Below are 18,327 nucleotides of genomic sequence, written 5' to 3'. Positions count from 1 at the left end.
TGGGCTTTGCCGTAGCGACTGCTCGCAGGTCGCTCGAAATGGTCAGGCCAGGCGGAAACACCTTGAACCGCCCATCTCAGGAGAGTTTTCATGACCTCAGCGACCATTCCTGGTCTTCGCGATTCCGACGGCAAGCAGCCGACCGAGCACAGCGAACTACTCGCCTGGGTACAGGACGTCGCAGAACTCACTCAGCCAGAGCGAGTGGTCTGGGCGGACGGTTCCGACGAAGAGTGGGATCGGCTGACCGCTCAGCTCGTTGCGGCGGGCACCTTCCGGAAGCTCAACGAGGACAAGAAGCCGAACTCGTTCCTCGCCCTCTCCGACCCCTCCGATGTGGCGCGGGTCGAATCCCGCACCTACATCTGTTCGAAGACCGAGGCCGACGCGGGCCCCACCAACAACTGGGTCGACCCCACCGAGATGCGCGCCACCATGACCGAGCTGTACCGCGGCTCGATGAAGGGCCGCACCATGTACGTGGTGCCGTTCTGCATGGGCCCGCTCGGCGCCGAGGACCCCAAGCTGGGCGTGGAGCTCACCGACTCCGAATACGTCGTGGTCTCGATGCGCGTGATGACCCGCATGGGCACCGCCGCGCTGGAGAAGCTCGGCACCGACAAGCCGTTCGTGAAGGCCCTGCACTCTGTCGGCGCCCCGCTGGCCGAGGGCCAGGCCGATGTGCCGTGGCCGTGCAACGACACCAAGTACATCACCCATTTCCCCGAGGACCGCGAGATCTGGAGCTACGGCTCCGGCTACGGCGGCAATGCGCTGCTCGGCAAGAAGTGCTACTCGCTACGCATCGCCTCGGCCATGGCCCACGACGAGGGCTGGCTGGCCGAGCACATGCTGATCCTCAAGCTGATCTCCCCCGAGGACAAGGCGTACTACATCGCCGCGGCCTTCCCGAGCGCCTGCGGTAAGACCAACCTCGCGATGATCCAGCCGACGGTTCCCGGCTGGCGCGCGGAGACCCTGGGCGACGACATCGCCTGGATGCGTTTCGGCAAGGACGGCCGCCTGTACGCGGTGAATCCGGAGTTCGGATTCTTCGGTGTCGCGCCGGGCACCAACCACAGCTCGAACCCGAACGCCATGGCGACCGTCGAGGCGGGCAACACGGTCTACACCAATGTCGCGCTCACCGATCACGGCGACGTCTGGTGGGAAGGCCTGGAGGGCGAGCCCGATCACCTGATCGACTGGAAGGGCAACGACTGGTACCTGCGGGAGACCGAGACCCTTGCCGCGCACCCGAACTCGCGGTACTGCACGCCGATGTCGCAGTGCCCGATCCTGGCTCCGGAATGGGACGACCCGCAGGGTGTGCCGATCTCGGCCATTCTGTTCGGCGGCCGCCGCAAGACCACGGTCCCGCTGGTGACCGAATCCTTCGACTGGCAGCACGGCGTCTTCATGGGCGCGACCCTGTCGTCCGAGCAGACCGCAGCCGCCGAGGGCAAGGTCGGCACCGTGCGCCGCGACCCGATGGCGATGCTGCCGTTCATGGGCTACCACGTCGGTGACTACCTGAACCACTGGATCAATGTCGGCAAGAACGCCGATGCGAACAAGCTGCCGAAGATCTTCTACGTGAACTGGTTCCGTCGCGGTGGCGACGGCCGCTTCCTGTGGCCCGGATTCGGTGAGAACTCCCGCGTGCTGGAGTGGATCGTCGGCCGCATCGAGGGTTCGGCGCAGGCCGAGCCGACCGCGATCGGCAATGTGCCCACCGCCGCCCAGATGGACCTCGAGGGTCTGAATGTCGACCCGGTCGATGTCGATGAGGCACTCGCCGTCGATGCCGACGAATGGCGCAAGGAGATCCCGCTCATCGAGGAGTGGTTCGAATTCGTCGGCGACAAGCTGCCCTCCGGCGTGCGCGACGAGTTCGAGGCGCTGAAGGAGCGCCTGGGCTCTGTCTAATTTGCAGCGCCTTCGGCGCTGCGTGTTCGCGGCCCCCTGGTGTCTCGCGGCCGAGCAGCCGAGACTCGCGCCTGCGGCGCATGCGCTTCGGCCACTCGGCCGCGAGACGGGCCGCGAACGTCGCTCGTAAGACTCGCTCCGTGGTGGCTGAGTAATCGCCGAAACCTGTGGCGCCGGTCTAATTTGCAGCGCCTTCGGCGCTGCGTGTTCGCGGCCCCCTGGTGTCTCGCGGCCGAGCAGCCGAGACTCGCGCCTGCGGCGCATGCGCTTCGGCCACTCGGCCGCGAGACGGGCCGCGAACGTCGCTCGTAAGACTCGCTCCGTGGTGGCTGAGTAATCGCCGAAACCTGTGGCGCCGCCCGCCCCATCTTTCGCGATGGTGCGGGTGGATTCGGCTGTGGCGGGGATTTATTCGGAGAACGGCGCGAACCGGATCACTTGACGGAAGCCCGCAGTCCGGAAGAGCCATCGGATCCGTCCGTCCGGCATTGCGGCCGCCTCATTCGTCAGCGCTTGCGTCACATGCTGTTTGAAGTTGTGCCGCGGATGGCGGCGCAGCAGTTCCTCGACCCAGCTCGGATCGAGGTCGGACATCCGTGCCCCGAAGACGTCCACCGACGCGCCGGCGGAAACGAAGCCGAGATCGTCGACCTCATCGGCGACTCCGACGGTGAGGTGCGCGGCGATCGCGGCACCGACGGTGTGTGCCTGTTGCGCTGTCGCACCCGCACCGGTGACGAATTCGACGGCCCGCTCCGCCCCGGTCACCGCGAAACACCTTCCTGGCGTTGGGTGTTCGAGATGCAAATCATGCAGCAGGCAGGAAACGTAGGCCAACTCGTCGTCGTATCGCGTGCCATCGACTTCAGCGAGCGCACGCCCGAAGAAGTAACTCCGATACGAGTGCTCCAACATGTGCACCGAAAGACATTCCCGCGCTTCTTCTTCGGTGGCCTTGGCCAGCTTCGAATCGGGCAGTTTCAGTTCCGCGAAATCCACCCGACCGTTCCCGCGTCGACCGAGCGCCATCGCAATCTGTCCCGCAACGAGCCGGGGCAATCCCGCAACGAGCTTGGCAGTCAGCTGCCTGCGCTGACGACCGGAAAGCGCCCCTCCCGTACGCGTCGCCCATTCCCAATCCATCCCCACAGGCGCACCCACGTCGATCTCCTTCTCCTCGAACATGTCTCGTTCTCAGTGAAGCCCTCGAGTCGGCTGCCGACGAGTGGCGGAAATGTCAGTAACCCTCGGATTCCCGCCAATCGTACGCCCGCCGACCAAGAGTTGGGGCTGGACAGGCGATAGGTCAGCGGAAGTCGAGAGCGTGATCTTGTGCCCACTGGGCGAAGGTGTGGGCGGGGCGGCCGGTGATGTCTTCGACGATCGTCGATACCTGCGGTGGTTCGGTGACGCCTGCCTTCCATCCGGCCAGGATGGCCTCGACACCGATCTCCGGCATGGTCTTGCCCAGCTCCACACGGGCCTGGTCATCGGAAATCACTTCGAAAGCGATCTCGCGATCGATGGCCGCACCGATCTGCCGCACCTGCTCGCGCAGGGTCAGTGACTCGGAGCCCCATACGGTGTAGGCCTGGCCTTGGTGACCGGGCTCGGTCAGCGCGGTCACCGCGAGTGCTGCCAGATCCTTCTCGTGGATGGGTGCGGTCCTGGCGTCGGGATACGGCATTCGAACGATGCCCTCGTCCCGGATGGAATGCTGCCACCACCAGAGGGCGTTCGTGGCGAACATGCCGGGGCGGATGAAGGTCCAGTTCAGACCGGACTTCTCGATGGCCGACTCGATGACGCTGTGCATCAAGGCAATTGGATTGCTCGACGCATTGCTCTGCAGCACAGCGCCCGACGACAGGAACACCACGTGCCTTACCTCGGCGGCTTCGGCGGCAGCCACGAAACCGTCGATCCCCTCGGGCTTGGCGTAGAGGAAGACGCGCTGCGCGCCCTCGAGGGCGGCGGGCAGCGTTTCGGGCTGCTCGAGATCGGCTGCGACGACCTCCGCGCCCGGCGGGAAGCCTGCGGTGGCGGGTTCCCTGCTCGTCGAACGGACCTGTTCCCCTCTCGAAATCAGGCCCTCCACCACGTGGCGACCGACATTGCCTCTGGCTCCGAAAACAACTGTGACCATGGCGGCAGCGTAGGCCGCCGGGCTTACCGATGGTAAGGACATACCTTCAGGTAAGCTCCAGAAATGGCGGTACGTTCGCAGGTCGAGCCCACTACCTGGCAGGGCATGAGTGACGCATTCAACAGTGAGTGTCCGGCACGCGAGGTGCTCGACCACATCACGAGCCGCTGGGGCATGCTGATCCTGACCGCGCTGACCGACGGGCCGCTACGGTTCTCCGAGTTGCACGCCAAAATCGGTGGTATCAGCGAGAAAATGCTGTCGCAGACGTTGCGCACGCTCGGTCGCGACGGGCTGATCGCGCGCACCGTCGAGCCCACCACGCCACCGCGGGTCAGCTACGAACTCACCGAACTCGGCCATGGACTCACCGAATCGCTGCACCAGTTCCTTGGTTGGATCCGTCAGCACACGGTCGAGGTCATGGCCGCCCAGCGCCGCCACGACCGCCAGCGCCAGTAACCTCTCGGTGCTGTCCAAATACCATGCATCGCATAGTGTTCGGCTTTTGCACGCAGGGTACGCGCTGTGCGCGAAAGCCAGCGCCTGTTGCGTCGGCCGAGGCGCCGGGGCATCTGATCAACAAGTGCACGAGGCGGGTGCCTCACCCTCGCGGTGCGCAGCTGATGGCAGGGATTCCGGTGACGCTCGGATTCATGCCACACTGAGGATGTGCTGCAGGTAGTCGCGCTGGCGCTGGACGGCGTCATGACCTACGACCTGGCCTGCGCGGTCCAGGCATTCCGCCACGGGCCGGGCAAGACCGGGGAACCGGTGGGGTTCGAGATGCGGACCTGTGGTGTGCGGCCGGGTCCGGTGTGGACCCCGAACGGTTTTGAACTCCGGGTCGAGCAGGGACTCGAGGCGTTGACGAGCGCCGACATCGTGGTGGTTCCGGGAACCGGGTTGCCCACGCTGCCGCCGGCCGAGGCGGTGCTCGATGCGCTGCGAGCCGCGTCGGAGCGCGGCGCGACCATGGTGAGCATTTGCGTCGGCGCGTTCATCCTGGCGCGGGCCGGACTCCTGGACGGGCGGCCCGCCACCACCCACTGGGCGTATTGCGATGAATTCGCCGCACTGTTCCCAGCGGTAAAGCTCGACCCCGCCGCGCTTTACGTGGACGACGGTGATGTGCTCACCTCGGCGGGGTTGTCCGCGGGACTGGACCTGTGTCTGCATATCGTGCGTCGAGAGCTGGGTGCGGGTGTAGCGGCCGATCTGGCCCGCTGGAATGTGACACCACCGCACCGCGAGGGCGGTCAGGCGCAATACATTCCGGATGCCTTGGGCGGCAATGACTTCCCTGGCGCGCTGGCCGCGACCATGGCCTGGGCGGCGGCGAATCCGGCTGCAGCGCCGGATGTTTCGGCGCTTGCCGGACATGCGCTGATGAGCGAACGCACATTCATCCGCCGATTCAAAGCCGAGGTGGGCACCACGCCGCGGCGCTGGTTGGAGGCGCAGCGCACTGTGCGTGCCAGGGAGTTGCTGGAGACTACCGAACTGCCCGTCGAAGTTATTGCGGCACAGTCCGGATTCGGTAGTGTCACCGCGATGCGGGTGCACCTGCGCGCGGCCACCGGTACGACGCCCGCCGGTTATCGGCGGTCGCTGCGTCGCTAGCAAATCTCGTCGGCGAATGCGCGTACCAGGCGGTATCGATCTGTCGATGTTCTCGGATTGTCGGATCTGAAGCCGTCGGTGCGCTACGGTTGATTTGCCCGGACGTGCTTCGTATTAACAAGAAGCCGGTCCGGGAGGGGCTTATGCTACGCGTGGTTTCCGTCTCATGACCCGCCAGATCGATTGCCAATCGTTAACTCTATGACTTAGATCGACTGAACTACTTCCCTTTCGACTCGCGAATCCGAACCTTGCGGCCAGCGATGAGATCAACGCATGAGAGGTGGTTGGAACATGACCGATCTGGAAATCGGCCCGCTGGCGGTGCCGCAGATCGAGCCGGCGACCGCGAGCACACCGCTGCGGCGCGCTGCCGGACGTTTGCAGGATGCGCTGCCGTCGGGTTGGCAGGTCGAAATCGTCGACGCCGGTGCGCCGAAAATCGTCGACGCACCGGATCGTCAGCCGGTAGTCCGGGTGGTTATGCCGGGGGCTTGACTACCCCGTCCATCCCATCGGCATCAGCAGGGACTTCTGCTCGCAGAATGCGTCCAGACCCTCTGGTCCGTTCTCCCGGCCGAGGCCGGAGTTCTTGTAACCACCGAACGGCGAGCTCGGGTCGAATGCGTACCAATTGATCGCGTAGGTTCCGGTGCGCACCCGCGCCGCGATTTCCGCGCCGTGCTCGATATCGGCGGTCCAGACCGAGCCGGCCAGGCCGTATACGGAATCGTTCGCGATGGCAACCGCTTCATCCTCGGTCTCGTATGGGATGACCGACAGGACCGGGCCGAAAATCTCCTCCTGCGCGATCGTCGACTTGTTGTCGACATCGGCGAAGATGGTCGGCTCGACGAACCAGCCGCGCTCCACATTTGCCGGGCGGCTGCCGCCGAGCACCAGTCGCGCGCCCTCCTCCGTGCCCTTGGCTATATAGCCCTCGACACGGTCGCGCTGACGTTCGGAGATCAGTGGGCCGAAGGTCGTCGCGGGATCGGTGGGATCGCCGGTCTTCAGCGTCCGCACGTGCTCGACCAGCGCGTCCAGGATCTCGTCGTAGCGGCTGCGCGGCGCGAGAATGCGAGTCTGCGCGACGCAACCCTGGCCGCTGTTCATCAGACCGGAGAAGGCGAGCACCGGGATATTGGCGATATCCATATCCGGCAACAGGATTGCCGCCGATTTGCCGCCGAGCTCGAGCGAGACGCTCTTGAGCTGGCCGGTCGCAATGGCGCCGATCTTGCGACCGACCGCGGTGCTGCCGGTGAAGGTGACCTTGTCGACGCCCGGATGCGAAACCAGATACTCCGCGGCATCCGCCTCGGCGGGCAGGATCGACAGCACGCCCTCGGGCAGGCCCGCCTCGGTGAAGATTTCCCCGATCTTGTTGGCGGTCAACGGAGTCAGCGGCGCGGGCTTGAGCACCACCGTGCATCCGGCGAGCAATGCGGGTGCGAGCTTATTGGCCGCGAGGAACAGCGGGACATTCCAGGCCGTGACGGCCGCGACCACACCGCGCGGCTCCCGCGAGACCCGCGCGGTGCCGAACAGGCCGGTGCGGGTTTCGTTCCAGGGGAAGGACTCGGCCAGTCCGGCGTACGCGTCGAGCGCGGCCACGGCCGGAATCTGGTTGAGCGTCATGGCGATCATCTGCGGTGCGCCCATTTCCGCGGTGAGCGTGGCGAGCAGATCCGCCGAACGCTCCTCGATCAGGCGCGCGGCGCGGGTGAGTACCTGGGCGCGCTCCGCGGGCGGTGTGGACGGCCATGGACCGTTGTCGAAGGCGTGCCGGGCGGCGGCTACCGCGGCGTCGACGTCGGCGCGACCGACCACCGGGACGCTGCCCACCGGCTCGACCGTCGCGGGCGAGATGACCTGGAGGCGCTCGGTGGCGGCGGGCGCGGTCCAGCGGCCGCCGATGAACAGGCTGTCGTAATGCATGAGAACACGTTACAGTTTTGTGGCCCGATTGTCTGTAACGTGTTCCAGTTTGCTGCCTGGCCGACGGTCTGAACTGCGCGAATTCCAACCTGTCGGTTCGCTTTTCAGAGAACGCACTATTGCGTTCTGTTACTGCACCGGTCATGCTGTAGCTACTGATCAGCTCGCTCGATTCATGAACCGATTACGCAATTGGGGAGTCAGAGTCATGGCGGTGCAAGTGATCGGTCGGTCGTTGATGACCAGCGACCAGACCGAGCATCAAGCTAAAAGTGTCGGCGCAGGTGGGTGGGTGGTTTCCTTCCTACCGGGCCGGACGCTGACCATCGAGCAGGCAACCGCCGCGATGCAGGCCGCCGAGGCGGTGGCCGTTGTCGGAATGCTGGCTGTTCAGGTCGGTCTGACCACCCTGGAGACGGTCGGTTTGGCCATTCAGGAATCGCCATGGGCGGCCACGATCAACGCATGCGGGCGCAGGAGCTGGCGCCGGGGCTGGCTGGAGAAGTAGCGCTACGGCTTGCTGGCCACTACCACCAGATTGCTCACCAGTAACTCTCGCAACACCGGTACGCGAACCACCCACCAGGCCCAACGCGGGTGGTAGCGGGGGAAAATGACGCGCACATCTGCGGAAGTGCCTGCCGCCCAACGCAACCCGTCGACGGCGCCGACCGCGAACAGCGACTTGCCGAAGCGGTTCTTCGGTTCCCGGCCGGTCTTGCGACGGTATCGGCGCGCTGCGTACTCACCACCGAGGTAGTGCCACGGCCCTGTTTCGTGGCCGCCGAACGGGCCGTGCCAGACCGTGTACGAGAGCACGATCAAGCCGCCCGGACGGGTCACGCGGACCATTTCGTCGGCCATGACCCACGGCTGCGGCACATGCTCGGCGACATTCGAGGAGAAGCAGATGTCGACCGCGTTGTCCCGGAACGGCAGTGCCATCCCGGACCCGCGGACCGCGCCCGCTACCGAGAGTCCGGCGGCGTGCATCTCCGACGGGTCGGGCTCGACGGGGATGTAGCGCGCACCGGTCTTGACGAATTCGTCGGCGAAGTAGCCGGGGCCGCCGCCGACATCCAGGATGGTCGCGCCATCGAGGCCGTGTCCGGTGACATCTGTGTAGAAATCGCCGAGCATCGCCGCGCTGTCAGCGGCAAGACCGCCGTAGAACAGTGCGGGATCGGTCTGCTCGAATCGGAAACTGCCGAGCAGCCGCAGCGACCGGCGCAAGGTCGCCCGCCGCGCGAACCGGGACACGGCTCGTCCGCGCCGTGGGGCATGCGTCGCCACGGCCTCGGCTGGCTCGGTTTCAGCAGTCGGCACGGCGCAGAGTCTCGCATAGTGCGGGCAACCCACCGCAGTGCCGCCCACCTGGGCTGGGAATTCTCGCTGGCGTCGGTTGCTGTTCATGCGGAGCGCGATTGCTGGTAAGGGCGCGGTGGAGGCTGGTCGGGCAGGTGCGCGGGTTAGGGTGTACGGCGATATCCGTGACCTGCTGACCGAGAGAAGCTCCACCGTGCGCGAAGTCCTCCTGCTGTGCTGGCGTGACACCGGGCACCCGCAGGGCGGCGGCAGCGAACGATACCTGGAACAGGTAGGCGCGCAGCTCGCCGCGCGCGGGGTCAAGGTAACCCTGCGCACCGCGCGTTATCCGGGCGCACCGAAGCGGGAGCGGATCGACGGCATCGATATCAGCCGGGCGGGCGGGCGGTTCTCCGTCTATCCGCGGGCACTGGCCGCGATCGCGTTCGGACGGCTCGGCATCGGGCCGCTGCGGGGTCTGCGGCCCGATGCGGTGATCGATACGCAGAACGGGATCCCGTTCTTCGCGGGTGCCGCGACCAAGGCGCCGTCGGTGGTGCTGGTGCATCACGGGCACCGGGAGCAGTGGCCGGTCGCCGGACGGTTCGTCGGGCGGATCGGCTGGTGGATCGAATCGCGGCTCTCGCCGCGGGTGCATCGGCACAACCAATACCTGACCGTTTCGCTGCCCTCGGCCGAGGAACTGGCCACGCTGGGGGTGGACGGCTCCCGGATCGCGGTGGTGCGCAACGGCGCCGAACCCGTTCCAGTGGACGCGCCGACCGGCTGCGCGGAGACGCGCACCGAAGAGCCGCGCATCGTGGTGCTCTCGCGGTTGGTGCCGCACAAGCAGATCGAAGACGCGCTCGCGGTTGTCGCGCGACTGCGGAGTCGGATTCCCGGCCTGCGGCTCGATGTGATCGGCGACGGCTGGTGGGCGGACAACCTGAAGGCCGACGCCCGCCACCTCGGCATCGCCGACGCGGTCACCTTCCACGGCCACGTCGACGAGCGGCGCAAACATGAATTGCTCGCGCGCGCTTGGGTACACGTGCTGCCCTCCCGCAAGGAGGGCTGGGGCCTCGCGGTCATCGAGGCGGCGCAACACGGCGTCCCGACGATCGGCTACCGCAGTTCACGCGGACTCACCGATTCCATTGTCGACGGGGTGACCGGGGTGCTCGTCGACGATGTGAGCCAGCTCGCCGAGTCCGTCGGTGAACTCGTCGACGACACCGAGGCGCGCGCTGTCATGGGGGAGAAGGCGCGTGCCCGCGCGCGTGAATTCTCTTGGGAGCAAACCGGTAACGGTGTGTACGAGGTGCTCGCGGCCGCGGCTCGAGGTGAGCACAGCTCGGGGCTTATCCCGCCGGGACCCTGATCGGTAGTGGGTCGCGGTCATGCGACGAACTCGTCGTTGACCGGCAGTGCGCGTGCGGGCGTTCGGATGTCGTGGCCCGAATCGATCTCCGAAGTCGGTGCGCAGTGCGGTCTGTTGCTCCTGTTCGGCTAACCGCGCGCGGCGTGCTCCCGTCGGGCGCCGGCTGGGGAGGTCGCCGATGTCGAATGTCATAGGCGTTGTCGGCCTGCCGATCCGCGCCCCCGAGCGTGCATGGTGGTCCTATTTGCGTGCGTGCGCTGCCGCTCGAGTCAACGGCGTGGGGCGCAATATCGCCGCGAGCAGCAGACCGCCGACCAGCAGGGCGGCCCAGAGGATGTGGGCGGCGTAGGCGATCACGCGGTGCGCGGACTGTGATTCTTCGAAATGGTCGGTGGCGTCGGGGACTCGGTACAGCGCCAGTTGGGAGTCGGCGTAGACCGAGTCCAGCTGGGCGAGTGTTGTTTTCGACTCGCCGAGTGGCCCGGGCGTGGTGCGTTCGACGAGGACCCAGCCGACCCCGAGCTCACCCAACCGCCGCGCCGAATCACCGTGCAGCAGTGCGATTTCCACCTCCCGGGCCCGGGTGCCCTCACCGGCCACGGTGCGCCCGTGCACCGGAAGCTCACCGGTCTGCAACACATCGCGCGGCAACATTCGTGGCGCCGGATCCAATACCGCCACTTTGCCGCTGTACGGGAACTTCCGAAACATCCCGCCGGGCAACACGGCAACATCCCCAGGACCACCGATCCGCTCAGCAACCCGCTGCCAGCCGACCGGATAATGCACCGGCTTCAGCGCCCCACCCACACCCCAGGCCAAATCGAACAGCGGCAGCACCAGCATCGCGATGAATACCGTTGCGGTCAAGGCCATCCCGAGTGAGCCGGCGGACTCCTTCGTCGCTGCTGCGAGGCGCAGTGCGACCGCTCGACACCCAGCGGCGGCGCACAGCACGTACGCAGGCATGGCAAGCGCCACATACTTCTGCGTATCCCGCAACAACCCCGCGCCGGGCACATGACCGACAAGCCACTCCAAGCCGCTCATGCCCCAGGACGTCGCCCCCAATGCGGGCAGTAGGACTGCGAGAGCCGCAAGTACCAGCAATGCGCGACGGACTCGCAAGCTCTCCCGATCGACGCCGGCGGCTGTGTCGGCCTCGGTGGCCGCGGCCTCGGGGTGCGTCGAATTTGTGGCGTCGCCTGCGGGAGTTGCGCCGGCGCTGGATGTCTCGGCCGCCCCGCGATTCGAACCCGCGTCGCCTGTGTCGGATTCGATGTCACCGGCATCGAGGCGGCGGGTTGCGGTATCGCCGGGCATTTCGGCAGCAGAGGCCGGCGAACGGGTTGTGGCGGTGTCGGATTCATCGGCATGTGCGGGGCTGGTCGAGGGTGTGGGCCGATCAGCGGTATGGCGGTTCGTAACGCGTGCCTTGATCCCCGCGGTAGTGCGGATGCCGATGGCGACGAGAGTCAGCAGCAGTGCGGTGGCGATCAGGGCGAGGGGGGTGGTGCGGGAGTCGGGGACCGAGTCGGCGTTCCAGATTCCGCCGAGTCCGGCCAGGGAGCCGAGGGTGCCGAGGGCTGGTTCGGCGCGGGCGGCGAAGGCGGCGATTCCCGCGGGGTCGGAGGGTTCAGAGCCTGCGCCGGACAGTACCGTCGCGGTCGACCACGGTGCGGACGTGGCCAGCAGCAGCGCAAGCGCGCCGAGTAGATTTCGCCGTCCGACCAGGACCATGGCGGTGCAGCCCGCCAGCAGCGCACCCGTCGGGGTCAGTCCCGCGGCCGCGAAGCATCCAGCCAGAGCCGCCCACGAACTCACGGCACTCCTGCGCGAAGCGGACTTTCCGCTTCGGCTGGGCGCCGCCTCGGCGTTCGGCTCGAGTGGCGGCTGCCCGGGGTCCGGGGTGATCGAACAGCGGATTCGGTACGCGGCCAATGCGGTCCAGGGCAGAGCCGCATAGCCGGTCAGGAGGCTCCAGTGGCCTTGTAGGAGACGTTCGGCGACGTAGGGGTTCCACATCGCGACCGTGACGGCGACCAGTTGGGGGCCGGTCGATACCCGGAGCAATTCGCGGGACAGGACTGCGGCGCCGAATCCGGCTGCCCACAATGCGACGAGCAGTATTGCCTTGACGATCGAACCGCCGTCGATGAGCGGTGAGACCGCTGCCAGCAGTGCATCCTGAGGGACTGCGCGTGGGGCCGCGTCGCCGAGACCGAGCGCGGAGTCCGTCAGGTAGGAACGCGGTGTGCTCACTGCGTCGCGCAGCAGAAGATAGCCCGGCCCGAGCAGTGGGCCTGCGATGAGCAGCGCCAGCAGGCCGCTGTAACCGGCGGGGACGAACCTTGCCCACCGGGTGTGTCGAGCCGGGCCGCTGCCACTCACGCCTGTGCACCTTACGTACCGTCGAGCAAACCGCCACCTTCCGGTACCGAGCGCCTGTTATGGGCATCACCCGTCGGGCGACTCGATCCTGCCCTTGCAGACGCACGACGCTCGACCACACCACGGGAAAGTCGGCGGCGAAGGCGCAACAGTTGCAGTGTCTTGTCGCCAGGTCGACCCGTGGTCACTGTGCCGCATGTGTAGTCGGCCTCGAGCGCCCTCGCCGCGGCGCTGCCCGTCCGGACCATTACAGCCAGCGCGAGAATCCCGATCGGGTCGCCGATCGCGCCGAGCAGTGTTGCCAGGCGTTGGAGTTGGGCACCGGCCTCGGCGGTGAGTTGCGCGTCGAGCAGGCGCGGCGCCGAAGGTTTGGGCGTGGGTGTTGTCCAGGAACAGGTTCCAGCTGTCGGCCCTGCTCCACGGGATCTGCCCCCTCGTGATCATGCGGCGAGGTCAGATTGTGGGCGTGAGCGCGGCTTCGGGGAGCCGCATTGTGCGCATGGGATGGGCGGCCGGCGGGGTGAGTTGCTCGATATCCCACGGGGTGCCGGAGAAGCAGGGAGCAGGGACGAGAGTCGGTCCGGTCATGGTGGGCGCGTGCGGGGCGCGGGGTGGTGGGGTGGGACGATTGCCGCGTGCCCGCTGTCCGTCGTCTCCCCGTCGTGGCGGATCTGACGTTGGTCACGGCAGGGGCGATGACGGCCAATGTGGCGGGATATCTGCTGCAGATGCTGGCCAGCCGTTGGTTGGGGGTCACCGGATACAGCGAATTCGCCAGCCTGCTCGCGGTGCAGCTGTTGTGCGCGGTACCCGCCCTCGCGCTCCAGAACGTGGTTGCCAGGGAACTGGTGCGCGGGTCGAGTGTGGCGGCACTGCGCGGGTTGCAGTGGCGGTGTGCGGTGATCGTCGCTGTAGTCGCCGCGGTGCTGGTGCCGGTTGTGACGGCCGTACTGTACGTCGGTGTACTCGCCGGTGCCGCCGCCCTCGGCGCGGCCCCCGCCTTGGTCCTGCTATCCGGTGAACAGGGAATCCTGCAGGGCAGCAGACGCTTCCGAGCCCTGGCCGTAGTCCTGGGCGCGGCCGGGGTAGCGCGAGTGCTCCCGGCATTGTTGGTCCTCGCGGCGGGTGGCGGCACGGCTCCCGCATTGTGTGCCGCCGCCGCGGGAATCGTTGTCGCCGCCGCGTTCGCCCGCTCCACCGCAGGCTCCCCCTCAGCGCGCATTCGCCCCGCTATCGCCCCTGCGACGGAAGGGTCGCCGGACGTTGCCGCCGAAGGACCGATGCCCGGATTCGCAGTCGGCGAAGCGGGAACTCGAGATGACGTTCGGCCCGCCGGCGACCGGCCGCCGGCTCAGGGTGTGCGTTCCGTCGGAGTGTTGCCGGTATTGCGAGCGGCGCAGGTGCAGGCGGCGTTGATGGCATTGTCGTCGGCGGATTTGATCATTGCGCGAATAGTTTTGGACGAGGCGGATGCGAGCCGGTACGCGCTGGGGGCGATCGCGGCGAAGATCGCGTTCTGGCTGCCGCAGGCCGTGGGAGTCGTGCTGTATCCGCGGATGGCGCAGCCTACGCATTCGGCGCGTGCGATCCGGGATGCACTGGCAGTGCTGTCGGGCATCGGAATCGTGGCGGTTTCGGGCGCAGCCTTGGCGGCACCGGTCGCGCCATTGTTCGCGGGACAGGATTACGCGCCGATCCAAGGCTTGCTGTGGTTGTTCGCCCTGCAAGGAGCCATACTCGCGGTGCTACAGGGCGCACTGCTTTCGGCGATCGCGGTGGACCGCACAGCCCTCGCCGCGGTGACCTGGCTCGGCCTGGTGGTCGAGGTGGTCCTCATGGCCTGTTTCGCCCGCTCGGTACCGACGCTGATCACTACCGCGGTCGGTGTCGCGGCCGCTACCACGACGCTCGTGGCGGTGATCGTGTTGCGTACCGCCGACCACTCCGGGATCGCCGAACCGCCGGGCGCACCCAGCTGATCACGGGCTATCCGAGCACAGCCGAGCGCCGGGCCGTCAAGACACGCGTCGTAGAGCCGTCGACTCGCCTAGCATCACCAGCATGATCACCGCTGTGCACACACTGGTCTATGCGCAGGATCCGGACGCGGCACGCGCCTTCTTCCGTGACGTTCTCGGCTGGCCGAATGTGGATGCGCATGGGGGGTGGCTCATATTCGGAACTGGGCCGAGTGAGCTCGGGGTGCATCCGGCGGATGGGTCGCCGCGTCACGAGATTTCGTTGATGTGCGATGACATCGAGCAGACGATGGCGGAATTGGGCGGGCGTGGGGCGGAATTCGCGGGTGAGATCGCCGAGCGGGGTTTCGGGCGCTGCATCGATATGAAGATTCCCGGCGCGGGAGTGATGCTGCTGTATCAGCCGTCGCATCCCGTTGCCTACCCGCTGGGTCCGTCCGCGCCCTGAATCGACCTACGCGAAAACGAACTCGGCTCCCCGGCATAAGGCCGGGGAGCCGAGTAGTCGAACTAACCGTCAGAGATTCTTCTGGATCCTGATCTGCTCGGTCGGAGCATCATCCCCACCGCGACCCGGCCCACGCCGACCCGCACCGGCCGGAGCGGCCCCGCCGCGGATCCCGAGGAACACACCGCCGACCACGGCGGCGACACCGAGCACACCGAGCACGATCGGCATGATCCGGCCGTACAGCGACAGCTTGTCGATGTTCTCCTTGGCCACCGAGATCTGCGATTCGATGGTGTTCTCGTCGAAGACCAGGTGCGACTTCAGCGCGGTGACGTCCGGGTGGTCGCCGCTGCGCGCGTAGTACAGGTGGATCTGCTCGCCACCCTTGACCACGGTGCCGGTCTGCGGCTCGACCCACAGGTCGCGGGTGTCGGTGTAGAAGCGGGTCATGGTGACCGGGTCGTCGCCCTCGAGGCCCCACTTCGAGGCGGGCAGGCTCAGCTTGTTGGACGGTGACTGGATCACCTCCCACAGGTTGGTCACCGGGACCGACATCTGGAAGTGGTAGACCTTCATGTCGTTGATCTCGGACTCTTCGATGAACTTCGCGTCGTAGGACTTACGCGCATTGACATCGAAGTACGGGTAGCTCTTCTTCTCGGTGCCGATCGGGAAGCGGTACTGCAGACCGGTGTGCTGGACCGGGTCGGCGATGCTCTGCATGTCCTTGTTCACCGTGACGGCGATGGAGCCGTTGGGGTCCTTGGCCACCGGCTCGCCGGTCTTGCGGTCGATGGTGACCCGGTCGACGGTCGCGGTGAGCAGGCCGGTGTCGCCCTGCTTATCGATGCGCCGCAGGGTCTGACCGGCCTGGACGGTCATCTCGGTGGCGTCGGAGGGCTCTTCGACGGTGAGGAACCGCTGTGAGATCAGTGGCACATTCGTGTCGATCTTGGCCGCGCCCTCCGGTGCGGTGAGCGACTTGGAGTCCAGGACCAGGCTGTCCTCGCCCGGCTGGTTCGTCGCGATGGTGGTGATCTCGAGATCGAGTGGAGTTTTCGCCAGTTTGCTGACGGTGTAGGTCGGGATCATCACCGCGGCGACGATCAGCAACGCACCCAGACCCACGAGCAGGCAGGCCACCGTCCTTCTGGTTCCGGCACTCAGTGCCATGCAAACTCTCCTCGTCGTAGAACACAGGTCTGTACGGCGAGTACTGCGGGCACGCCGCGGCACTCGTGAGCCCCGACACTAACAGCCCGATGTCGTACCATGCGGTGCCGAGGCCGGATTCGACCCAGAAATCGCCCGAGTTTAGCGCGAAATCTGAAACGTGGGGTTACCACCTGGTAGGACATCCTGCAGACTGGAGTTCGATGACCGCCACCCTATCCGCGCCGACCACCACCGCACCCGCGCGTACACGCGGTTTCGTGCCCGCCTTGGAAGGTATGCGCGGCATGGCCGCACTCGGTGTGCTGCTGACGCACGTCGCATTCCAGACCGGCGCCGCGAATACGCCCGCGTTCGGACGGGTTTTGGAACGGTTCGATATGGCGGTCGCGGTCTTCTTCGCACTGTCCGGATTCCTGCTGTGGCGCCCGCATGCGGCGGTCGCGCGCGGACTGGGCACCGCGCCGTCGGTCGGCCATTACTTGCGGCATCGCGCGGCGCGCATTCTGCCCGCGTACTGGGTTGTGGTCGCCGCGGTGCTGATCCTGGTGCCGAGTGCGGCCGATACCGCCGGCCTGCGGGTATGGGCTTCGAATCTGGCGTTGACGCAGGTATTCGTGCCGCTCACGCTCACCGATGGACTCACCCAGATGTGGAGTCTGTCCGTCGAAGTGGCCTTCTATGTCGCGCTGCCGCTGCTGGCATTCGCGGCGGTGCGGTTGCGTGGCGATGCCGCGCGCTGGCGCATCCCCGCGATCCTCGCGCTCGCGGCGGTGAGCCTGGGCTGGAACTTCATTCCGGTGCCGACCCCCGATGCCATTCACGCCGACAATTGGCTGCCCGGATATCTGCCGTGGTTCGCGGGCGGCATGTTGCTCGCCGAGCTCGTCGACAATAGAGATCAGCTATCACCGCGGCTTCGGCTGCTCGCCAATCAGCCGGTGATGTGGAGCATCGCGCTGGTCGCATTCCTGATCTCCGCCACCGACCTGGGCGGTCCCGCCGGGCTGACGCGGGCCGAGCCCTGGCAGTACGCGGCGAAGATGGGTTTCGGCGCGATCATCGGTTTCGCGCTGCTCGCTCCGCTGGTGCTGCGCCCGCCCGGCGCGCGTCCACATCGCTGGTTGGAATCCGGGGTCGCCGCGATGATCGGGCGCTGGTCCTACGGCATCTTCCTCTGGCATCTCGCGGTGCTCTCGGTGGTGTTCCCGATTTTCGGAATCCTGCCGTTCGGCGGCAACTTCGGCAAGGTGCTCATCCTGACGATCGCGATCACCCTCCCGATCGCCGCGGCCAGCTATGCACTCATCGAGGAACCGGCGCGCCGGTTCGCGCGTGATCGCGATCGTGCGAAGGCCGCGCGCTCGGCTGCGACCGCGACGGCAGCGCGCGACGAGACGGTTGGCTGACCGGATTCGGGCCTAAGGCGCGTGAATGACCGTGAGCTGATGGCCGCGGGACACGGCGTCGCGAGATCGGGCGGTTGTGATCAGCTGTCGAGCTGGCGGCGGATGTCGAGCAGATGGTGCCGGAGTTCGTGCAGCGTATGCAGGGCGAGCCAACGCAGCGGACGTTCCTGGCGCTCGGGATAGGTGAAAATGAGCTTGCGGTCCCAGTCCGCAGGTGCCAACCGGTCGAGGACATTGCCGAAGAGCAGCGCCGCATCCTCGAGTTGCCTGGCGACATCCGAGGGTCGTTGATCGGCATATCCGTCGTGTTCGACGCGTTCGTCGCGACCCATCGGCTCCGGTGCCGGTGTATCGACCCGGCGGGCGAGCAGTACCCGTTCTCGTTGTGCGAACAGCACATCCCGCACATGGCACGCATATTCCAACGGTGACCACACATCCGGCGCGGTGCGCTGCCGGAGCACCCGGCCGTCACCGGCGAGCAGTGCCGCGTATTCCGCTGCGTGGCCCCTGGTCAGCGCCGACACCTCCGGAACCAAGGCCGGGTCGTATTCGAATCCGCACTCCGCGCAGTCCATCACCTGTTCGAGGCTATTCCC

Annotated in this window: 17 protein-coding genes; 9 read left to right on the top strand and 8 right to left on the bottom strand. The window is 66.7% G+C overall.

Annotated elements, in window-relative coordinates:
- Nucleotides 1-90: 90 nt before the first annotated feature.
- Nucleotides 91-1,929, top strand: coding sequence for a phosphoenolpyruvate carboxykinase (GTP) (locus tag ACFYOW_RS10950; RefSeq protein WP_387286686.1), 1,839 nt, complete (start codon nt 91-93; stop codon nt 1,927-1,929).
- 408 nt (nt 1,930-2,337) lie between these two features.
- Here the strand turns inward: ACFYOW_RS10950 and ACFYOW_RS10945 are convergent, their stop codons facing one another.
- Both ACFYOW_RS10945 and ACFYOW_RS10940 read right to left on the bottom strand, forming a co-directional pair.
- Nucleotides 2,338-3,114: a phosphohydrolase gene (locus ACFYOW_RS10945; protein WP_387286684.1), complete on the bottom strand. Its 777-nt coding sequence runs from the start codon at nt 3,112-3,114 to the stop codon at nt 2,338-2,340.
- A gap of 121 nt (nt 3,115-3,235) precedes the next feature.
- On the bottom strand, nt 3,236-4,075 hold the full coding sequence (locus tag ACFYOW_RS10940; RefSeq protein WP_387286682.1) for an SDR family oxidoreductase: 840 nt from the start codon (nt 4,073-4,075) through the stop codon (nt 3,236-3,238).
- A 63-nt stretch (nt 4,076-4,138) separates the two neighbouring features.
- Between ACFYOW_RS10940 and ACFYOW_RS10935 the strand changes: the two genes are divergently transcribed.
- From ACFYOW_RS10935 to ACFYOW_RS10925, 3 genes are all read left to right on the top strand, one after another.
- The gene (locus ACFYOW_RS10935; RefSeq protein ID WP_387286680.1) at nt 4,139-4,537 is read left to right on the top strand and encodes a winged helix-turn-helix transcriptional regulator; all 399 of its coding nucleotides are present in this window, start codon (nt 4,139-4,141) and stop codon (nt 4,535-4,537) included.
- 210 nt (nt 4,538-4,747) lie between these two features.
- Nucleotides 4,748-5,698 carry a GlxA family transcriptional regulator gene (locus ACFYOW_RS10930; RefSeq protein WP_387286678.1) on the top strand — a complete coding sequence of 317 codons (951 nt, stop codon included), beginning with the start codon at nt 4,748-4,750 and terminating at the stop codon, nt 5,696-5,698.
- 294 nt (nt 5,699-5,992) lie between these two features.
- Nucleotides 5,993-6,196, top strand: coding sequence for a hypothetical protein (locus tag ACFYOW_RS10925; RefSeq protein ID WP_387286676.1), 204 nt, complete (start codon nt 5,993-5,995; stop codon nt 6,194-6,196).
- Here ACFYOW_RS10925 and ACFYOW_RS10920 read toward each other — a convergent pair whose 3' ends face one another.
- A complete protein-coding gene (locus ACFYOW_RS10920) occupies nt 6,197-7,639 on the bottom strand; it encodes an aldehyde dehydrogenase (protein WP_387286674.1) in 1,443 nt (480 codons plus the stop codon).
- A 208-nt stretch (nt 7,640-7,847) separates the two neighbouring features.
- On the opposite strand from ACFYOW_RS10920, the gene ACFYOW_RS10915 reads away from it, so the two are divergent.
- Nucleotides 7,848-8,147, top strand: a complete 300-nt coding sequence (locus ACFYOW_RS10915; protein ID WP_387286672.1) for a hypothetical protein — start codon at nt 7,848-7,850, stop codon at nt 8,145-8,147.
- Between the two features lie 2 nt (nt 8,148-8,149).
- On the opposite strand, the gene ACFYOW_RS10910 is transcribed toward ACFYOW_RS10915, so the two are convergent.
- A complete protein-coding gene (locus tag ACFYOW_RS10910; RefSeq protein WP_387287473.1) occupies nt 8,150-8,932 on the bottom strand; it encodes a class I SAM-dependent methyltransferase in 783 nt (260 codons plus the stop codon).
- 226 nt (nt 8,933-9,158) lie between these two features.
- Between ACFYOW_RS10910 and ACFYOW_RS10905 the strand changes: the two genes are divergently transcribed.
- Nucleotides 9,159-10,325, top strand: coding sequence for a glycosyltransferase family 4 protein (locus ACFYOW_RS10905; RefSeq protein ID WP_387287471.1), 1,167 nt, complete (start codon nt 9,159-9,161; stop codon nt 10,323-10,325).
- A 240-nt stretch (nt 10,326-10,565) separates the two neighbouring features.
- Here ACFYOW_RS10905 and ACFYOW_RS10900 read toward each other — a convergent pair whose 3' ends face one another.
- The gene (locus ACFYOW_RS10900) at nt 10,566-12,716 is read right to left on the bottom strand and encodes a hypothetical protein (protein ID WP_387286670.1); all 2,151 of its coding nucleotides are present in this window, start codon (nt 12,714-12,716) and stop codon (nt 10,566-10,568) included.
- 453 nt (nt 12,717-13,169) lie between these two features.
- Entirely contained in the window at nt 13,170-13,304 is a 135-nt protein-coding gene (locus tag ACFYOW_RS10895; RefSeq protein WP_387286669.1) for a hypothetical protein, read from the bottom strand.
- A gap of 107 nt (nt 13,305-13,411) precedes the next feature.
- Between ACFYOW_RS10895 and ACFYOW_RS10890 the strand changes: the two genes are divergently transcribed.
- Complete coding sequence (locus ACFYOW_RS10890; RefSeq protein ID WP_387287469.1) at nt 13,412-14,695, top strand: polysaccharide biosynthesis protein; 1,284 nt, start codon at nt 13,412-13,414, stop codon at nt 14,693-14,695.
- Nucleotides 14,696-14,777: 82 nt separating this feature from the next.
- The gene (locus tag ACFYOW_RS10885; RefSeq protein WP_387286667.1) at nt 14,778-15,143 is read left to right on the top strand and encodes a VOC family protein; all 366 of its coding nucleotides are present in this window, start codon (nt 14,778-14,780) and stop codon (nt 15,141-15,143) included.
- Between the two features lie 69 nt (nt 15,144-15,212).
- On the opposite strand, the gene ACFYOW_RS10880 is transcribed toward ACFYOW_RS10885, so the two are convergent.
- Nucleotides 15,213-16,319 (bottom strand): DUF3068 domain-containing protein, encoded by a 1,107-nt coding sequence (locus ACFYOW_RS10880; RefSeq protein WP_387286665.1) that lies wholly within the window; start codon nt 16,317-16,319, stop codon nt 15,213-15,215.
- 203 nt (nt 16,320-16,522) lie between these two features.
- Between ACFYOW_RS10880 and ACFYOW_RS10875 the strand changes: the two genes are divergently transcribed.
- Entirely contained in the window at nt 16,523-17,728 is a 1,206-nt protein-coding gene (locus ACFYOW_RS10875; protein WP_387286664.1) for an acyltransferase family protein, read from the top strand.
- An 80-nt stretch (nt 17,729-17,808) separates the two neighbouring features.
- On the opposite strand, the gene ACFYOW_RS10870 is transcribed toward ACFYOW_RS10875, so the two are convergent.
- Entirely contained in the window at nt 17,809-18,306 is a 498-nt protein-coding gene (locus ACFYOW_RS10870; protein ID WP_387287467.1) for a DinB family protein, read from the bottom strand.
- Between the last annotated feature and the right edge of the window lie 21 nt (nt 18,307-18,327).

The sequence above is a fragment of the Nocardia sp. NPDC006982 genome (assembly GCF_042869435.1).
In the GTDB taxonomy this organism is placed as follows: domain Bacteria; phylum Actinomycetota; class Actinomycetes; order Mycobacteriales; family Mycobacteriaceae; genus Nocardia.
Note: the sequence above shows the minus strand (reverse complement) of the source record. Positions and strands in the feature narration are given on the sequence as shown.

Excerpts from the sequence above, each read along its gene's own strand:
- ACFYOW_RS10940 (WP_387286682.1), bottom strand. The coding sequence starts at position 4,075 with ATGGTCACAGTTGTTTTCGGAGCCAGAGGCAATGTCGGTCGCCACGTG.
- ACFYOW_RS10945 (WP_387286684.1), bottom strand. The coding sequence starts at position 3,114 with ATGTTCGAGGAGAAGGAGATCGACGTGGGTGCGCCTGTGGGGATGGAT.
- ACFYOW_RS10935 (WP_387286680.1), top strand. The coding sequence starts at position 4,139 with ATGGCGGTACGTTCGCAGGTCGAGCCCACTACCTGGCAGGGCATGAGT.
- ACFYOW_RS10880 (WP_387286665.1), bottom strand. The coding sequence starts at position 16,319 with ATGGCACTGAGTGCCGGAACCAGAAGGACGGTGGCCTGCCTGCTCGTG.
- ACFYOW_RS10895 (WP_387286669.1), bottom strand. The coding sequence starts at position 13,304 with ATGACCGGACCGACTCTCGTCCCTGCTCCCTGCTTCTCCGGCACCCCG.
- ACFYOW_RS10885 (WP_387286667.1), top strand. The coding sequence starts at position 14,778 with ATGATCACCGCTGTGCACACACTGGTCTATGCGCAGGATCCGGACGCG.
- ACFYOW_RS10870 (WP_387287467.1), bottom strand. The coding sequence starts at position 18,306 with ATGGACTGCGCGGAGTGCGGATTCGAATACGACCCGGCCTTGGTTCCG.
- ACFYOW_RS10925 (WP_387286676.1), top strand. The coding sequence starts at position 5,993 with ATGACCGATCTGGAAATCGGCCCGCTGGCGGTGCCGCAGATCGAGCCG.
- ACFYOW_RS10890 (WP_387287469.1), top strand. The coding sequence starts at position 13,412 with ATGACGGCCAATGTGGCGGGATATCTGCTGCAGATGCTGGCCAGCCGT.
- ACFYOW_RS10875 (WP_387286664.1), top strand. The coding sequence starts at position 16,523 with ATGACCGCCACCCTATCCGCGCCGACCACCACCGCACCCGCGCGTACA.
- ACFYOW_RS10950 (WP_387286686.1), top strand. The coding sequence starts at position 91 with ATGACCTCAGCGACCATTCCTGGTCTTCGCGATTCCGACGGCAAGCAG.
- ACFYOW_RS10920 (WP_387286674.1), bottom strand. The coding sequence starts at position 7,639 with ATGCATTACGACAGCCTGTTCATCGGCGGCCGCTGGACCGCGCCCGCC.
- ACFYOW_RS10915 (WP_387286672.1), top strand. The coding sequence starts at position 7,848 with ATGGCGGTGCAAGTGATCGGTCGGTCGTTGATGACCAGCGACCAGACC.